The organism is Lysinibacillus sp. RS10, from assembly GCF_041956855.1.
GTDB lineage: Bacteria > Bacillota > Bacilli > Bacillales_A > Planococcaceae > Lysinibacillus > Lysinibacillus xylanilyticus_A.
In genome coordinates, this window is record NZ_CP167122.1 from 4,919,213 (window position 1) to 4,936,946 (window position 17,734).

Sequence of the window (17,734 nt, forward strand, 5' to 3'; positions counted from 1 at the left end):
TTTATAATGTGTTTACGTTATATTTAACATGGCAATAATTTAAAAATGGTGAAACTGTTCAATTGGTAATACAAAAACAGTCGCTCCCCCTACCTCTACCTCCACAGGATAAGGTATATAGGAATCTGCATTTCCACCTAATGGTGAAACAGGTGCAACCATTTGTTCTCGTGCTCGACAATTATCACGAATTATATCTAAAACTTTGGGTATGAGAGAGTCTTCCGTCCCAATAAGAAACGTCGTATTTCCTGAGCGTAAAAATCCTCCTGTGCTCGCTAACTTAGTTGCGCGAAACTGATTTTTCGTTAAAGCATTCGATAAACGGCTGCTATCCTGATCTTGAACTACAGCTACGACTAACTTCATTCGCACTCACCCCTTTTATAAAATTCACCTAAACAAATTTTAACTACCTTTTTTAATACAGTAGCATCTACGGGAAATGTTAATCTTATTTAACAAGCGTTATATAGCCAAATCAAATATACATCGGAGACTTTATCTTCAGTCAGTTGGTGTCCAAATATCGTCTGAATGAAGATAACATAATAGATGTTACCATTATATCACAATGTGGTGGACAACTTCATGTTTTTACTGTATTACTTCATATAATAATGACCATACATCTTCAACAACACGCTCAATATTTTGGTCTGCATTAACGACATATATACGCTTAGGATAACGCTCCACTAACTGTAAATACCCTTCCCGAACCTTCTTATGAAAAGCTAAACTTTCAACATCTAAACGATTTACTTCTCGCTCTCCGTGAGCATGAATCCGGGCTAAGCCAACCTCTGGAGCAAGATCAAATAATATTGTCATATCAGGTAACTTCTTACCGATTGCAAACTCATTAATAGATAATACTTCGTCGACGCCAATACCACGTGCATATCCTTGGTATGCTAAAGATGAATCAATAAAGCGATCACAAATAACCATTTTACCAGCATCCAAAGCAGGTCGTACTTTTTCAAAATAATGCTGACTTCTCGCCGCTGCGTATAGTAATGCCTCTGTACGCTCATCCATTGCAGTATGAGCAGGGTCTAAAATAATCGTCCTAATTTTTTCAGCAATCTCAATACCACCAGGTTCTCTCGTTGCTAAAACATCAATATTTTCTTGTGCAAGTCGCTCAGCTATTTTTTGAATAACTGTTGTTTTTCCAGCACCTTCTGGACCTTCAAATGTAATAAATAAATTGCAATTCATGCTGTTATTGCCTCCAACTATTTAATGACCTCTATCATTTTTTCTTCTAAACGGTGATTTCCTTGAAATGTCGCACCAGTAGCTAGTAATTCCTCAAGTTGACTCAACTTTGCTACTGTTATTTTTTCGCCCGGAACAAGCAATGGAATGCCAGGTGGATACGGAATAATCATACTTGCGGAGATACGCCCCATTGTACGCATATACGGCAACCATTCTTTTTCCGACCCTTCAACCTCATCAAATGTATAGGCTGGTTCCGTAATAGCTACAAAATTGTATGCTGTTTGAGAAGCAGTTATTATTTCTACCATTGGCGTACTCAATAACAATGTTATTGCATCCTTAATACGGACACGAATTTCTGCAAATGGATAGCTATGCCCCTGTTTCAACAACGGTAGCACAAGCAATACTTGATTTGCATCTGCTAGCTCTGCGTAAACATGCTTTGCTTCTAATGCCTCTTGTAATTGAAAGCCACTATAACCATCAACGCGAAGTAATAATTTTATTGGATCATCTACTTCAATAACTTCCAAAGAACCAATAGCCCGTAATGCCTCTATCCATTGATTCCTTTTTTCTATTATATATGCACCGTCACTCTCCATATATGTCTGTACATAATAACGTGCATCATCTAAAGAAGCTAATAAAAGATAGGATGGACTACTAGATTGTAGCATCCGTAAATAATGATTTACTTTTTCGACATCGATGAAGTCTGAATTGACATGCATAAAGGATGCCATTGTCATAGCAGGCAATGTTTTATGTGCTGACTGTACTACGATATCAGCACCATATGTCAATGATGACGGTTGGAATAAAGTACACGCACTAAAATGAGCTCCATGTGCTTCATCCACCAAAACAGGAATACCTTTTTCATGACAATACGCAATCTGCTGCTCTATCTCTTTAGATGTCACACCATAGTAAGTAGGGTATGTTAAAACTACTGCACGAGCCTCTGGGAAATAATCAACAGCTTCTTTTAAATCTCTATAAGAAACATATGTTGCAGTTAATGTTCGTTCATCCCAAAGTGGCGAAACAAATACAGGCTTTGCTCCAACAAGCTCAATTGCATGAAATATAGACTTATGTGCATTACGTTGGACAATAATTGTATCACCTTTTTTACATGTGGCATAAATCATGGCTAAATTACCAACTGTCGATCCACCTACTAAAAAGAAGCTCTTCATCGCCCCATATGTATCTGCCAACAAGTTTTCTGCTTCTAATATCATTTCCTCTGGATGATGTAAGTCATCAAGACCCGATAATTCAGTTACATCATAGCGCATTACATCTTTAAATGCCTGAGGAAGATGTGACAGTTCTCCATGCTTATGCCCTGGTACATGAAAGGAAATATTTTGTTGTAGTCGAAAGCGCTCTAACCCTTCTACAATTGGCTTTTTCTTTTGCAAAACAAAACACCCATTTCCGTTATATTCTTATTTAATTATACGAAATTATAGCATGATAAAAAAGCTATCCTAGCAATTTGGATAGCTCCGCTCTACAAAGATTATTCTTCAAATAACTACGAAGTTATTCTCGTCTTCTCATTTATACTATTTAATAGCCTTTGCCGCCACTTCTTGTACTTGCTGTTCTACTAATTGAGATACGAACTTTTCTAATATTGGCTTCATCATCCCCACTAAAAAAACACTTGCTTTCATTGTTAACTTACCAAGAAGCTGATATGTTCCATCCTAATTTCGCTTTATTTCAAAAAAAACGCCACCATTTATCAGATCTGATAAATCTACCAAATCAAATTTAACTTGATCATTATTTGATTGACAGCACTTGAAACAGCCTTTGAAATAAATAATATCGAAATCCCCTTGAAATACCCAAATCATATCTTGTACATTTGGAAATTCATGATGCAAATACCTGTATTAGAATAGCTCATTCCTCTTTATTTTCAATAAATTCCTGTAATCTTATTTTTAAATTCAAATATCTTCACTATATAACCCCCTTTTTTGCTAATTTAAATCAATTAAATTGCAACATTTTTCAGGGTTTAGTCATGACTCTAACATTAAATATAGGTATTTGTTGAGCTCTTGAAAGCAAACAAAAAAGCCACTGATTTCTCAGTGGCTGCTGTTTGCCTAGCGACGTCCTACTCTCACAGGGGGAAGCCCCCAACTACCATCGGCGCTAAAGAGCTTAACTTCCGTGTTCGGTATGGGAACGGGTGTGACCTCTTTGCCATCATCACTAGACTATTGTCGGCTTCCAATATACGTCGTATTTCTTCGTCAGCTTCTGTCGCTCAGTCAGTCACGTACTTGAGTACGCTCCTTCCCTCTCTCCATCGCTTCCTCGAACTACTCGTATCTTGAAACCCTTGGTTAAAAGAAATTATTCTTTCAAAACTGGATAAACGGTGCATTGAATGTTTCAAACATTATGGTTAAGTCCTCGATCGATTAGTATTCGTCAGCTCCATGTGTCACCACACTTCCACCTCGAACCTATCTACCTCATCGTCTTTGAGGGATCTTACTTACTTGCGTAATGGGAAATCTCATCTTGAGGGGGGCTTCATGCTTAGATGCTTTCAGCACTTATCCCGTCCACACATAGCTACCCAGCGATGCCTTTGGCAAGACAACTGGTACACCAGCGGTGTGTCCATCCCGGTCCTCTCGTACTAAGGACAGCTCCTCTCAAATTTCCTACGCCCACGACGGATAGGGACCGAACTGTCTCACGACGTTCTGAACCCAGCTCGCGTACCGCTTTAATGGGCGAACAGCCCAACCCTTGGGACCGACTACAGCCCCAGGATGCGATGAGCCGACATCGAGGTGCCAAACCTCCCCGTCGATGTGGACTCTTGGGGGAGATAAGCCTGTTATCCCCGGGGTAGCTTTTATCCGTTGAGCGATGGCCCTTCCATGCGGAACCACCGGATCACTAAGCCCGTCTTTCGACCCTGCTCGACTTGTAGGTCTCGCAGTCAAGCTCCCTTGTGCCTTTACACTCTACGAATGATTTCCAACCATTCTGAGGGAACCTTTGGGCGCCTCCGTTACCTTTTAGGAGGCGACCGCCCCAGTCAAACTGTCCGCCTGACACTGTCTCCTGCCCCGCTAAGGGGCATGGGTTAGAATTTCAATACAACCAGGGTAGTATCCCACCGACGCCTCCTTCGAAGCTGGCGCTCCGAGATCTCTGGCTCCTACCTATCCTGTACAAGTTGTACCAAAATTCAATATCAGGCTACAGTAAAGCTCCACGGGGTCTTTCCGTCCTGTCGCGGGTAACCTGCATCTTCACAGGTACTATAATTTCACCGAGTCTCTCGTTGAGACAGTGCCCAGATCGTTACGCCTTTCGTGCGGGTCGGAACTTACCCGACAAGGAATTTCGCTACCTTAGGACCGTTATAGTTACGGCCGCCGTTTACTGGGGCTTCAATTCGCAGCTTCGCTTGCGCTAACCACTCCTCTTAACCTTCCAGCACCGGGCAGGCGTCAGCCCCTATACGTCACCTTACGGTTTTGCAGAGACCTGTGTTTTTGCTAAACAGTCGCCTGGGCCTATTCACTGCGGCTCTCATGCGCTTGCACGCTCAAGAGCACCCCTTCTCCCGAAGTTACGGGGTCATTTTGCCGAGTTCCTTAACGAGAGTTCTCTCGCACACCTTAGGATTCTCTCCTCGACTACCTGTGTCGGTTTGCGGTACGGGCACCTCTCACCTCGATAGAGGCTTTTCTTGGCAGTGTGAAATCAGGAACTTCGTCCATACGGACTCGCCATCACAGCTCAACGTTACAGTGTGCGGATTTGCCTACACACACGCCTTACTGCTTGGACGCGCACAACCAACGGCGCGCTTACCCTATCCTACTGCGTCCCCCCATTTCTCAAACGGTGAGGAGGTGGTACAGGAATATCAACCTGTTGTCCATCGCCTACGCCTATCGGCCTCGGCTTAGGTCCCGACTAACCCTGAGCGGACGAGCCTTCCTCAGGAAACCTTAGTCATACGGTGGACGGGATTCTCACCCGTCTTTCGCTACTCATACCGGCATTCTCACTTCTAAGCGCTCCACCAGTCCTTCCGGTCTGACTTCAACGCACTTAGAACGCTCTCCTACCACTGACATCATAGATGTCAATCCACAGCTTCGGTGAATCGTTTAGCCCCGATACATTTTCGGCGCAGCGTCACTCGACCAGTGAGCTATTACGCACTCTTTAAATGATGGCTGCTTCTAAGCCAACATCCTGGTTGTCTGTGCAACGCCACATCCTTTTCCACTTAACGATTACTTTGGGACCTTAGCTGGTGGTCTGGGCTGTTTCCCTTTTGACTACGGATCTTATCACTCGCAGTCTGACTCCCGTGTATAAATATCTGGCATTCGGAGTTTGTCTGAATTCGGTAAACCGGGATGGCCCCCTAGTCCAAACAGTGCTCTACCTCCAGTATTCTCATCACGAGGCTAGCCCTAAAGCTATTTCGGAGAGAACCAGCTATCTCCAAGTTCGATTGGAATTTCTCCGCTACCCACACCTCATCCCCGCACTTTTCAACGTGCGTGGGTTCGGGCCTCCAGTAAGTGTTACCTCACCTTCACCCTGGACATGGGTAGATCACCTGGTTTCGGGTCTACGACCACGTACTAATTCGCCCTATTCAGACTCGCTTTCGCTGCGGCTCCGCCTTCTAAAGCTTAACCTCGCACGTAATCGTAACTCGCCGGTTCATTCTACAAAAGGCACGCTATCACCCATTAACGGGCTCTAACTACTTGTAGGCACACGGTTTCAGGATCTCTTTCACTCCCCTTCCGGGGTGCTTTTCACCTTTCCCTCACGGTACTGGTTCACTATCGGTCACTAGGTAGTATTTAGCCTTGGGAGATGGTCCTCCCGGATTCCGACGGAATTTCACGTGTTCCGCCGTACTCAGGATCCACTCAGGAGAGAACGAACTTTCGACTACAGGGCTTTTACCTGCTCTGGCGGACCTTTCCAAGTCGCTTCATCTAACTCGCTCTTTTGTAACTCCGTATAGAGTGTCCTACAACCCCAAGAGGCAAGCCTCTTGGTTTGGGCTCTTCCCGTTTCGCTCGCCGCTACTCAGGGAATCGATTTTTCTTTCTCTTCCTCCAGGTACTTAGATGTTTCAGTTCCCTGGGTCTGCCTTCAAGACGCTATGAATTCACGTCAAGATACTACGCGATTAAACGTAGTGGGTTCCCCCATTCGGAAATCTCCGGATCAAAGCTCACTTACAGCTCCCCGAAGCATATCGGTGTTAGTGCCGTCCTTCTTCGGCTCCTAGTGCCAAGGCATTCGCCGTGCGCCCTTAATAACTTAACCAAGTTATTAAGCCTATAAAAAAACTTAAAAAATAAATGTGTTTGTTACAATTTCAATGTCGTTTTATCCAGTTTTCAAAGAACAAGTTTTGAAGTATTTCATTCAGAAGAATGAACCTTCAAAACTGAACGCAAAACGTAATCTTACAAACCCTAGGTTTGTATTCCGAAAATATCCTTAGAAAGGAGGTGATCCAGCCGCACCTTCCGATACGGCTACCTTGTTACGACTTCACCCCAATCATCTATCCCACCTTCGGCGGCTGGCTCCAAAAGGTTACCCCACCGACTTCGGGTGTTACAAACTCTCGTGGTGTGACGGGCGGTGTGTACAAGGCCCGGGAACGTATTCACCGCGGCATGCTGATCCGCGATTACTAGCGATTCCGGCTTCATGTAGGCGAGTTGCAGCCTACAATCCGAACTGAGAACGACTTTATCGGATTAGCTCCCTCTCGCGAGTTGGCAACCGTTTGTATCGTCCATTGTAGCACGTGTGTAGCCCAGGTCATAAGGGGCATGATGATTTGACGTCATCCCCACCTTCCTCCGGTTTGTCACCGGCAGTCACCTTAGAGTGCCCAACTAAATGATGGCAACTAAGATCAAGGGTTGCGCTCGTTGCGGGACTTAACCCAACATCTCACGACACGAGCTGACGACAACCATGCACCACCTGTCACCGTTGTCCCCGAAGGGAAAACCATATCTCTACAGTGGTCAACGGGATGTCAAGACCTGGTAAGGTTCTTCGCGTTGCTTCGAATTAAACCACATGCTCCACCGCTTGTGCGGGCCCCCGTCAATTCCTTTGAGTTTCAGTCTTGCGACCGTACTCCCCAGGCGGAGTGCTTAATGCGTTAGCTGCAGCACTAAGGGGCGGAAACCCCCTAACACTTAGCACTCATCGTTTACGGCGTGGACTACCAGGGTATCTAATCCTGTTTGCTCCCCACGCTTTCGCGCCTCAGCGTCAGTTACAGACCAGAAAGTCGCCTTCGCCACTGGTGTTCCTCCAAATCTCTACGCATTTCACCGCTACACTTGGAATTCCACTTTCCTCTTCTGCACTCAAGTCCCCCAGTTTCCAATGACCCTCCACGGTTGAGCCGTGGGCTTTCACATCAGACTTAAAGGACCGCCTGCGCGCGCTTTACGCCCAATAATTCCGGACAACGCTTGCCACCTACGTATTACCGCGGCTGCTGGCACGTAGTTAGCCGTGGCTTTCTAATAAGGTACCGTCAAGGTACAGCCAGTTACTACTGTACTTGTTCTTCCCTTACAACAGAGTTTTACGATCCGAAAACCTTCTTCACTCACGCGGCGTTGCTCCATCAGGCTTTCGCCCATTGTGGAAGATTCCCTACTGCTGCCTCCCGTAGGAGTCTGGGCCGTGTCTCAGTCCCAGTGTGGCCGATCACCCTCTCAGGTCGGCTACGCATCGTCGCCTTGGTGAGCCGTTACCTCACCAACTAGCTAATGCGCCGCGGGCCCATCTTATAGCGACAGCCGAAACCGTCTTTCAGTATTTCACCATGAAGTAAAATAGATTATTCGGTATTAGCCCCGGTTTCCCGGAGTTATCCCAAACTATAAGGTAGGTTGCCCACGTGTTACTCACCCGTCCGCCGCTAACGTCAAAGGAGCAAGCTCCTTCTCTGTTCGCTCGACTTGCATGTATTAGGCACGCCGCCAGCGTTCGTCCTGAGCCAGGATCAAACTCTCCATAAAAAGAAATTTGATTAGCTCAAATTGTTTTGCTGGCATCATGTTTGATGTCCAAAATTTTGTTTCGTTCACTAACTCAAGGTCAGCTACTAAAAACTTTATTGATTACGTTTTGCTTGTTCAGTTTTCAAGGTTCATTTCGTTACCGTTTCGCAACAGCAACTTTTATATAATAACATGTCGCCAATCATGTGTCAACAACTAAATTGTTTAATTTAATTTATTTGTTTTTCAGCAGTTATCTTAACGACTCTTATTACTATACCACAATATTTTTGTATTGCAAGCATTTTATAAGAAAAATATTAAAGCTGTTATCCCAAGTACTCCCGGGATACCTAGTATCGCAATTGTTAGAACAGAAAATAGATTAATAGGTACATTATAGCCGGCATACCCTATACCTAAATGAATAATAAATAATAGAAGAAAGGCAAAGGCAAATCTAAACCAAAAAACAGACATTCCTTCTAATATTTTTCCCATTTTAGCATGTCTTATTATTATATAAAGAAAAAGAAGCACTACAGGCACACAAAAACTCATAATTACGAATCCGGACACACGGTTTCCCCCTTAAGTATATAATTACGAAAGTTTATGTTTCCTGTTTTGCTTCTATGAATATCAATTATGCCTCGGCATAATCACGGCCGGAGGCATTAACTTATTTCAGCAGATCTTTGGACATCCGCTGAAATAAGTTAAAAAACTACTATTTAATTAATACTTTTCGAATCCTAGCTTCCTTGAATAAATAAAAATGTATACTCTCAGTTGCTTTTCGTTGAGCAATTACTTCTAAATCATAGTCATCTACTAATTCTTCGATTATCTTTGACTGCTGTAAATCCTCTTTTGTTTCTTTCATAAGATTTACAAGCTTGTCATCGAATTCTTTTTTTAATTTTCCCTTACTGCGGAAGAACATAGTAATCCCTCACTCACAATTCCCGGCGACCTTCCATTGCCTTCGATAACGTAACTTCGTCTGCATACTCTAAATCTCCACCTACTGGTAGTCCATGGGCGATACGTGTTGTTCGAATGCCTGATGGCTTCACTAGACGAGAAATATACATAGCTGTTGCCTCACCCTCGATAGTCGAATTCGTAGCTAAAATTAGCTCCTGAACAGTCTCATCATGCAAACGGACTAGCAGAGAAGAGACATTAATATCCTCTGGACCAACACCATCCATAGGTGAAATAGCTCCCTGTAGTACATGATACATACCGTTGAAATCACGCATTTTCTCCATCGCAATCACATCCTTTGTATCTTGGACAACGCAAATAATAGAATGATCTCGTTGTTTGTCCGTACAAATATGGCATGGATCTACATCAGTTATGTTGCCACACACAGAGCAGTAGCTTAAATTTCGTTTAGCATCAATTAATGCTTTTGAAAAAGATAAAACGTCATCTTCTTTCATCGTTAACACAAAAAACGCCAGACGAGCCGCGGTTTTCGGCCCGATACCTGGCAATTTCATAAAACTATCAATCAGTTTCGATATTGGTTCTGGGTAGTACATTTATTTACCTCCTAGAACGGAAGGTTCATGCCTTGAGTGAATTTACCCATAGTTGCATTCGTTTTTTCATCTACTTTTTTCAATGCTTCATTTGCAGCAACAACGATTAAATCTTGTAGCATTTCGATATCATCTGGATCTACTACTGATGGATCAAGATTTACTTCTACGATTTCACGTTGACCAGTAACAGCTACTTTCACCATACCGCCGCCAGCAACACCTTCAAATTGTTCTGCATTTAAGGCCTCTTGAGCTTCCATCATTTCTTTTTGCATTTTTTGCATTTTTTTCATCATACCTTGCATATTTCCCATTCCACGCATAAACATATTCCTCCTAAATGATTAATCTTCAACAATTTCAATAAAATCTTTACCAAACAGCTTTTCCGCTTCTGTCACAAGTGGATCTTGTGAAGCAAGTGGTTGCGCATCATCGATAAACGGCTCTTCTGGCATCTCTGCCGGTGGCGGCTCTAATAATTCCACTCCACGATCGCTCTCAGACTGAGATTTTTTCTGTTGCTGCAAGCCGTGATCACGAACAAACTCTTCACGTAATTTTAACCAGGTTTCTTCAGGTGTACAAAGCATTTCATACATAGCACCCGTTTGCCCTGCAATTAATTGTGTAAAGTGCGCTTTTAGAGATTGATTATCGGCAACCATTTGACAATGAATATCATACTTGAATTTTAACACAAAAGCACTTGAAGATGCCGCTACAGGTTCAGCCTCCGCTAAAAGAGCTGATTGAGACTTTTGCAATTGACTTAGCGCCTGTGCCCAAACCGATTTTATACGTTGCACATCTTGTTTGGTTGCATCCTTTAGCACCTCTTGAATACGCCCTGTTGGTGCTTTATAGCCATTCGGACTTTTAGCTCGCGAACGTTGCTCTTTTGGCGCTTGCGCCGTCTGCACCGGCACACCAGCTTGTAATTGTGCTGACAGTTGTTGCACCATTTGCTCAAGTGCTACTATTTTTTGAGCAAGTTCAGGGCTCATAGTAGCTTCACCTGAAGTAATTGCTTGACTAACTCCCCCACCTGAAAACTGTACCATTTTAAGTAGCGCGGTTTCTAAGTAGATCTTTGTATGATGAGAGAATCGCATTTCTTGCTGCGTTTTCGCTAAAATATCAATGTAGCCGTAGAGCAAATCGGGCGCAAAATCATGCGCTAATGTAAAAACCCGCTCCTCTGGTGATACGAGCTCCAATAATTCCGCTAAATCATCGCTCGTTTGTAGCAATAATAAGTCACGGAAAAATGTAATCAAGTCCTCTGAAAGGCGAAGAGGATCTTTTCCATCCGCAATAAGCTGTTCTAATAATGCAAGCATTTGCGCAACATCTTTTACTTTTAGAGCTTCTGCTAATTCATAGAAAACATCCTGACTAATGGAACCAGTAACAAGTAGTGTATCCTCAAGCTTCAGCTTTTCTCCGCTGAAGGATACGACCTGATCTAATAAGCTTAAAGCATCACGCATACCACCAGCTGCTGATTGTGCGATTACCTTCAACCCTTGTTCCTCATATGGTAACTCTATATCCTCTAATACAACTTTCATGCGCTCAATAATATCATTGGTCGAAAGACGCTTGAAATCGAAGCGCTGGCAACGTGAAATAATCGTTGCAGGCAATTTGTGGGGCTCTGTCGTTGCTAAAATAAATACAGCATGAGAAGGTGGTTCTTCTAATGTCTTTAAAAGGGCATTGAAAGCGCTTGTAGAAAGCATATGCACTTCATCAATGATATACACTTTATATCTGCTACTTGCAGGAGCAAATCGAACTTTCTCAATAATGTCTCGTATTTCTTCAACGCGTGAATTAGACGCCGCGTCAAATTCAATAACATCTGGATGTGAACCATCTGTAATACTTAAACAAGTAGCACATTCGTTACAAGGTTCGCTTGATGGTGCATGCTCACAGTTTAAAGCTTTTGCAAAAATTTTAGCAGTACTTGTTTTACCAGTACCACGTGGCCCTGAAAATAAATAAGCATGTGTTGTTTTATTCGCTAGGAGAGCATTTTGTAGCGTTCTTTTGACATGTGCTTGACCAGACATTTCTCGAAATGATTGCGGTCGATACACACGGTAAAATGCTTGATACGTCAATGATTTCCTCTCCTCTTCTTTTTTAATTAGAATATTCCTATTATAACATTTGCCCCATTATTTATGAAATAGTGTCACTGTTTTTCACAAATTCAAGGTAATTCCCCTCCGCTTCAATAGAAGGAGAAAATTCTAAGGTGGTTATTATTTTACATAATTACTACATAAAAAAAACGCACCCGTCTATTGTAGACGGGTGCGTTTGAATTGGCAATTTAATGCCGTGCACCTTTCTTCGACAGCCGCACATAAGCGTTACTCTTGTCGTTAGCTCAGATTAGGCAACCCCGCGGCACATGAATAAGACCACTTAATGCTGCTTCCTTCCGGACCTGACATGGTTCATGGGTATCCATTGCGCAGGACCCAATCGTCAACACTACGTGCAAAAGGCAGACCAAACAATACGGACAGCCTCGAAAAAGGAATTCAGTCTCGCTAGAGCGGATTGCGAGTTACAGGACACCGCTACCTTCCCACCTAGCACGGCAATAACTAGTATACTTACTGTTTTCATAAATTGCAACTTAATACACATAATATTTATGTGGAATAATCTATCTGCAATGTAAAAAAAACATTTTTTCAAAAAAACATAAAAATATGTTGACGTGAATTTAAAAACATGATAAATTAAGTTTTGTCGAAAAGACATGCAGTACTATATATTATGGAGGTATACCCAAGTCTGGCTGAAGGGATCGGTCTTGAAAACCGACAGGCGGGTAACACCGCGCGGGGGTTCGAATCCCTCTACCTCCTCCATTTTTTAAAATTCCGACTACAAATGTAGCCGTTTTTTTTTTGCTCCAAAATTGTATGTAACAATTACTAGATACCACTTCCTCTTAGGTTGTGGTATTTTTTTATTTATTACGAAAAATATTGATTTGATAGTTAAGACTATTCTTAAGCATTATTGTTGAAAAAAATTATAATTTCACGTTCTCCAAAGTGTTTTTCCATAGCATCGTCGAATAATCAAGCTTTTTAGTACATCTTTTCTTTACTATCCCGCTCTATTAAAATTGATTAGGGAGGATTTTTTATGCGCTCAAATTTTTTTACAACTCGTACTTCCCTCACTTGGATTATCATAATTGCTTTATTAACTGCAATCGGTAGTGAGATTAAAATAATGCCTTTCACTGATACTACTTTTCGCTTTGGATTAGGAAGTATTGTTTTCTTTTTATGTACACTACTTAGACCTACACCTATCATTTTGGCTGGATTTATTACAAGTATCGTGACAATAGTTTTTCGAGTTATCATTAATTACTCTTTACACGATGTTCCATTAATAGATAGTTTACTTACACATCTACCTGCTGCTGCATTTTATGTATTGTTCGCAATATGCCTACAAATGCTTAGTATTCATCAGTATAGAGAAAAACCACTAATGCTTGGATTACTAGTTGCATTTAGTGAAGTCTTCAGTAATTTAGTAGAACAGCTAGTTCGTTTTTTCATTCATTCTTACACTTTTTTACTTCTTCATGATTTACTTATACTATTAGCGGTTGCTTTATTGCGTAGCTTTTTTGTAGTAGGTATTTATAGCTCTATTTTAATTGCTGAACAAAAAAAACGTGTTCAGGAAATGCTTACGATCGGCTCAGATTTATATGTTGAGACACTTTATTTAAAAAAATCTATGAACCACATCGAAAAAATTACAGCCAGTGGGTTTGATTTATATCGACAATTAAAGTCACTCGGCAATCGCGAGGAAAGTTTACAGGCACTCCTTATTGCCCAGGAAATTCATGAAGTGAAGAAAGATTCTCAACGTATTTATGCAGGTATTTCTAAGATTGTTGGTGAGAAGAGTTTTGGCACCCTTAGATTGTCTGAATTATTACATTATATTGAAGACGGCAATAGTAAATACGCTGAATTACTCGGAAAAAACATTGAGTTTAAAATAAGTATAGACACCGATTTTCAAGCGAAAGAACATATTGCACTGCTTGCACTTTTGAATAATTTAACAGCTAATGCTATAGAAGCAATTGAAGGACAAGGTGTTATTTCTATTGCTATTCAACAACAACAGGATGATACTGTAATAACAGTATGTGATAACGGACAGGGTATTTCACAAAGTGATCTCTCAATTATTTTTGAACCTGGATACACCACGAAATACAATGTGGAGGGTGTCGCGGCAACTGGCATTGGGCTTTCACATGTTGCTGAATTAGTTAACAAATTAAATGGCTCAATATCCGTTGAATCAAACAATCAAAACACGATGTTTAAAATTAAAGTTCCTACGCAAACTATTCAAACGGGAGAGACTTAAATGAGATATTTTATTGTTGATGATGATCGTGCTAGTCGAGTCATGTTAAAACAAATTATTGAAGATAGTGGTTTAGGTACAGTTATTGGTGAAGCACGCAATGGTGAGGACGCTATTCCACAAATTTTAATGACACAGCCAGAGTTTGTGCTTATCGACTTACTTATGCCTAAGCTTGATGGGATAGCAACAGTCGAGCATCTTATTCAAAATCGGTTTGAGGGACAATTTGTCATGATTTCTCAGGTAGTGAATAAGGAGATGGTTGGTGAAGCATATGAACAAGGTATAGATTTCTTTATTCATAAGCCTATAAACCGTATTGAGGTTGAGAATGTTTTACGTAAAACAACTGAACAATTTCGCCTAAAAAACTCATTGCTAGTAATTCGCCAATCACTTACAAACATTGATCTAAGTGAACAAATAAATCATAAAGCAACGTCACGAGATCATATTCAATCCATCTTAAATGATATGGGTATCGTTGGTGAAATCGGAAGTGAGGATATTATAGCCATCATCGAAACATTGCTTGCTCATCAGCACAAAATTGCACCACTTCCTCCACTAAAGGAGCTATATGAGGAAATAGCAGCTGTTACAAAGCCTACTCCAGATGAAATTTTGAAAGAAAGTAAAGCCATTGAACAGCGTGTGCGTCGTACTATATTAGCAGCAATGATAAATCTCGCCAATTTAGGTGTCGTTGATTATACAAATTCTGAGTTTGAATATTATGCACCTCGATACTTTGACTTTAAAGAGATTCGTCAGCTAATGACTCAAATAGAAGACCACGGAAACCGTAAAGCAAAAGTTAATATTAAAAAATTTATCCAGGTATTATATTCAGACATTTTAACAAAATTAAATTAATTTTCTCGGATTTTGTCGGATTTCATAAGTCCTCCGTATTATTAAAGTAAGGCAAGTCCTAAAAATTTAATACTAGGGGGTACAAAGGGTTTGAAGAAGAAATTTAAAATCAGTTTAGCCACTCAAATTTTGATTGGTTTGACTTTAGGGATTATTGTTGGTGGTATCTTTTACGGAAACCCCAAAGTTGAGACATATTTACAACCTTTAGGGGATATCTTTCTTCATCTAATTAAGATGATTGTTGTACCTATTATTATTTCAACTCTAATCGTTGGTGTTGCCGGAACTGGAGACATGAAAAAGCTAGGACGATTAGGCGGGAAATCACTTCTTTACTTTGAAATCATTACAACAGTAGCAATTGTAGTTGGTTTACTTTCTGCAAACATCTTCCAGCCAGGCGCTGGTGTGAACATGGACGAGCTCTCTAAAGGAGATATTTCGGGTTACGTTGCAACTACAGAGGACGTAAAGCACGAAGGTCCATTTGATATTCTTGTAAGCATTGTACCGACAAATATCATTCAGGCAATGGCTGAAGGTAATATGCTTGCGATCATTTTCTTCTCTGTTATTTTTGGTTTAGGGGTTGCCGCTATTGGTGATCGAGGTAAACCAGTATTAGATTTCTTTAATGGGGTAGCAGATGCTATGTTCTGGGTAACTAACCTCGTAATGAAATTCGCTCCAATTGGGGTATTTGGTTTAATTGGTGTAACCGTTTCCAAATATGGATTTGCTTCACTAATACCACTTGGCAAACTTGCTCTACTTGTTTATGCAACAATGATATTCTTTATCTTTGTCGTTCTTGGTCTTGTAGCAAGATTCACGGGTATCAGCATTATCTTTTTAATTAAAGTACTAAAAGATGAGCTAATTTTAGCGTTCTCAACAGCTAGCTCTGAGGCAGTGTTACCACGAATCATGCTAAAAATGGAGAAATTAGGCGCTCCAAAGGATATCGTATCCTTTGTTATTCCAACTGGTTACTCCTTTAACTTAGATGGTTCAACACTGTACCAAGCTATTGCGGCATTATTTATTGCTCAAATGTACGGTATTCACCTAAGCATTGGTGAACAGATTACATTAATGCTTGTATTAATGGTTACATCTAAAGGGATTGCAGGTGTTCCAGGAGTATCCTTCGTTGTACTTCTAGCGACTTTAGGTACTGTCGGCATTCCAGTTGAAGGTTTAGCATTCATCGCAGGTATCGACCGTATCCTTGATATGGGACGTACAGTCGTTAACGTAATTGGTAACTCACTTGCTGCATTAGTAATGGCGAAATGGGAAGGTCGTTTCGATGCAGAAAAAATGAAAAATTACTTTAAAGATAACGAAAAGTTAGCATAAAAATCAAAAAAACTCACGATGTATGTGGCATCGTGAGTTTTTTTTCTTTGATCCGCCGGAGACATTAGGCCAACAGATGTTTTTTGTGCGAAAGCGTAGTGCTAACGCAGCGGCAGCAGAATGGTTTTGTCTGTGCGAAAGCGTAGCGACAGCAAAAGGGTTTTATCTGCGCGAAAGCGAAGCGGCAGCGGCAGCGGCAACAACATGATGTTGGTCACTCAGTCATTGCCACAAGACGTGGCGTTCTTAGACTGAATCTCTCTATTTCAGCGGATGTTTGGAAACCTCTTGAAAAGTAGCTTAAATCCACATCCATCTCATCACTTATAGAGGTGGGAGACTTCTGTACCTGTCGCTACACTTTCGGTATAAAAGACATTAGCTGAAAGAAGCTAATACTTTATCTAAATAAGCAATAACTGATTCTTTTCCATTTACATGTGCTTCTTGTGCACGTATTTCATCCTTTTTAACTTTTACCTCAGCAGCTGCAACAATATGCTCTGCATCCTCCTGTGGCACGACAACCACACCGTCCACATCTCCAATAATATAATCGCCTGGACGAACAGTAACGCCTCCAATAGCAATCGGAACATTTACTTTGCCACCACCGTTTTTATTGCCTGCCGCTACCGTAGTGCCCAAAGAAAAGACAGGAAAATCTAGCTCACGAATAGCTGCAATGTCACGAATAACACCATCTATGACAAAGCCCTGTACACCAATACCTTTCGCTAAAGACAGAACAAAATCACCGGCAACAGCACGATTTTTATTCCCTTTTGCATCAATGACTAAAATATCACCTTCACTAGCAGCTCGAATGGCTTCCAGTACAGCACCATTTTCGCCATCTGGTAAACGTACTGTTACCGCACGCCCAGCAATTTTAAAATGATCTGCTAACGGTTTAATATCACTGCGTAAATTTGTATGTCCCCCTGTCGCATCTGAAACCGCAGTCGTTGGCAAATGCTTAAAACTTACTTCCACCTTCGTCATCTATAACACCCCTATTATGATTTATGAAAGCCTTACACAATTATTGTAAATAAAATTCAGCTGCTATTTCAATATAAATATCTGAAAATTATGTAAATAAAACTTTTAAACATGTTATTGTTAAGGGTAATCAAATTAAAGAAAAAGAAGGTTATATATTAAAATTAT

The 17,734-nt window shown here is 41.2% G+C and carries 13 protein-coding genes, 1 tRNA gene, 3 rRNA genes and 1 other RNA gene; 5 read left to right on the top strand and 13 right to left on the bottom strand.

Translation table 11 applies throughout. The annotated features are described in order from the left end of the window. Positions 1-39: 39 nt before the first annotated feature. From ACB089_RS24540 to ffs, 12 genes are all read right to left on the bottom strand, one after another. Entirely contained in the window at positions 40-369 is a 330-nt protein-coding gene (locus tag ACB089_RS24540) for a cyclic-di-AMP receptor (RefSeq protein ID WP_010857007.1), read from the bottom strand. 228 nt (positions 370-597) lie between these two features. After that, positions 598-1,227, bottom strand: a complete 630-nt coding sequence (gene tmk, locus ACB089_RS24545; protein ID WP_368638470.1) for a dTMP kinase — start codon at positions 1,225-1,227, stop codon at positions 598-600. A 17-nt stretch (positions 1,228-1,244) separates the two neighbouring features. Then, complete coding sequence (locus ACB089_RS24550) at positions 1,245-2,669, bottom strand: aminotransferase class I/II-fold pyridoxal phosphate-dependent enzyme (RefSeq protein ID WP_374964328.1); 1,425 nt, start codon at positions 2,667-2,669, stop codon at positions 1,245-1,247. Positions 2,670-3,369: 700 nt separating this feature from the next. Further along, a 5S ribosomal RNA gene (rrf, locus tag ACB089_RS24555) occupies positions 3,370-3,485 on the bottom strand. A 187-nt stretch (positions 3,486-3,672) separates the two neighbouring features. Continuing rightward, a 23S ribosomal RNA gene (locus ACB089_RS24560) occupies positions 3,673-6,600 on the bottom strand. Between the two features lie 181 nt (positions 6,601-6,781). After that, positions 6,782-8,333: ribosomal RNA gene (locus ACB089_RS24565) — 16S ribosomal RNA — on the bottom strand. The 16S, 23S and 5S rRNA genes sit together here, the layout of an rRNA operon. Before the next feature lie 288 nt (positions 8,334-8,621). After that, positions 8,622-8,894: a pro-sigmaK processing inhibitor BofA family protein gene (locus ACB089_RS24570; protein ID WP_368638711.1), complete on the bottom strand. Its 273-nt coding sequence runs from the start codon at positions 8,892-8,894 to the stop codon at positions 8,622-8,624. Positions 8,895-9,045: 151 nt separating this feature from the next. Beyond that, complete coding sequence (locus ACB089_RS24575) at positions 9,046-9,261, bottom strand: YaaL family protein (RefSeq protein WP_374964329.1); 216 nt, start codon at positions 9,259-9,261, stop codon at positions 9,046-9,048. A 13-nt stretch (positions 9,262-9,274) separates the two neighbouring features. Next, entirely contained in the window at positions 9,275-9,871 is a 597-nt protein-coding gene (gene recR / locus ACB089_RS24580) for a recombination mediator RecR (protein WP_368638709.1), read from the bottom strand. Positions 9,872-9,882: 11 nt separating this feature from the next. Then, positions 9,883-10,197, bottom strand: a complete 315-nt coding sequence (locus ACB089_RS24585; protein WP_368638708.1) for a YbaB/EbfC family nucleoid-associated protein — start codon at positions 10,195-10,197, stop codon at positions 9,883-9,885. A gap of 21 nt (positions 10,198-10,218) precedes the next feature. After that, positions 10,219-12,006: a DNA polymerase III subunit gamma/tau gene (gene dnaX / locus ACB089_RS24590; protein WP_374964331.1), complete on the bottom strand. Its 1,788-nt coding sequence runs from the start codon at positions 12,004-12,006 to the stop codon at positions 10,219-10,221. A 221-nt stretch (positions 12,007-12,227) separates the two neighbouring features. Further along, positions 12,228-12,495, bottom strand: an RNA gene (gene ffs / locus ACB089_RS24595) — signal recognition particle sRNA large type. A 183-nt stretch (positions 12,496-12,678) separates the two neighbouring features. Here ffs and ACB089_RS24600 point away from each other — a divergent pair. The 5 genes from ACB089_RS24600 (at position 12,679) to ACB089_RS24620 (ending at position 16,769) form a co-directional block, all read left to right on the top strand. Then, positions 12,679-12,771: transfer RNA gene (locus ACB089_RS24600), tRNA-Ser, on the top strand. Positions 12,772-13,054: 283 nt separating this feature from the next. Next, a complete protein-coding gene (locus ACB089_RS24605; RefSeq protein ID WP_374964332.1) occupies positions 13,055-14,317 on the top strand; it encodes an ATP-binding protein in 1,263 nt (420 codons plus the stop codon). After that, positions 14,318-15,196, top strand: coding sequence for a response regulator (locus ACB089_RS24610; RefSeq protein WP_368638705.1), 879 nt, complete (start codon positions 14,318-14,320; stop codon positions 15,194-15,196). It begins immediately after the preceding gene. 90 nt (positions 15,197-15,286) lie between these two features. Further along, complete coding sequence (locus ACB089_RS24615) at positions 15,287-16,561, top strand: cation:dicarboxylate symporter family transporter (RefSeq protein ID WP_374964334.1); 1,275 nt, start codon at positions 15,287-15,289, stop codon at positions 16,559-16,561. A gap of 76 nt (positions 16,562-16,637) precedes the next feature. Next, positions 16,638-16,769, top strand: a complete 132-nt coding sequence (locus ACB089_RS24620; RefSeq protein WP_374964335.1) for a hypothetical protein — start codon at positions 16,638-16,640, stop codon at positions 16,767-16,769. Positions 16,770-16,939: 170 nt separating this feature from the next. Here the strand turns inward: ACB089_RS24620 and ACB089_RS24625 are convergent, their stop codons facing one another. Beyond that, positions 16,940-17,566, bottom strand: a complete 627-nt coding sequence (locus ACB089_RS24625) for an RraA family protein (RefSeq protein WP_374964337.1) — start codon at positions 17,564-17,566, stop codon at positions 16,940-16,942. Positions 17,567-17,734 lie beyond the last annotated feature (168 nt).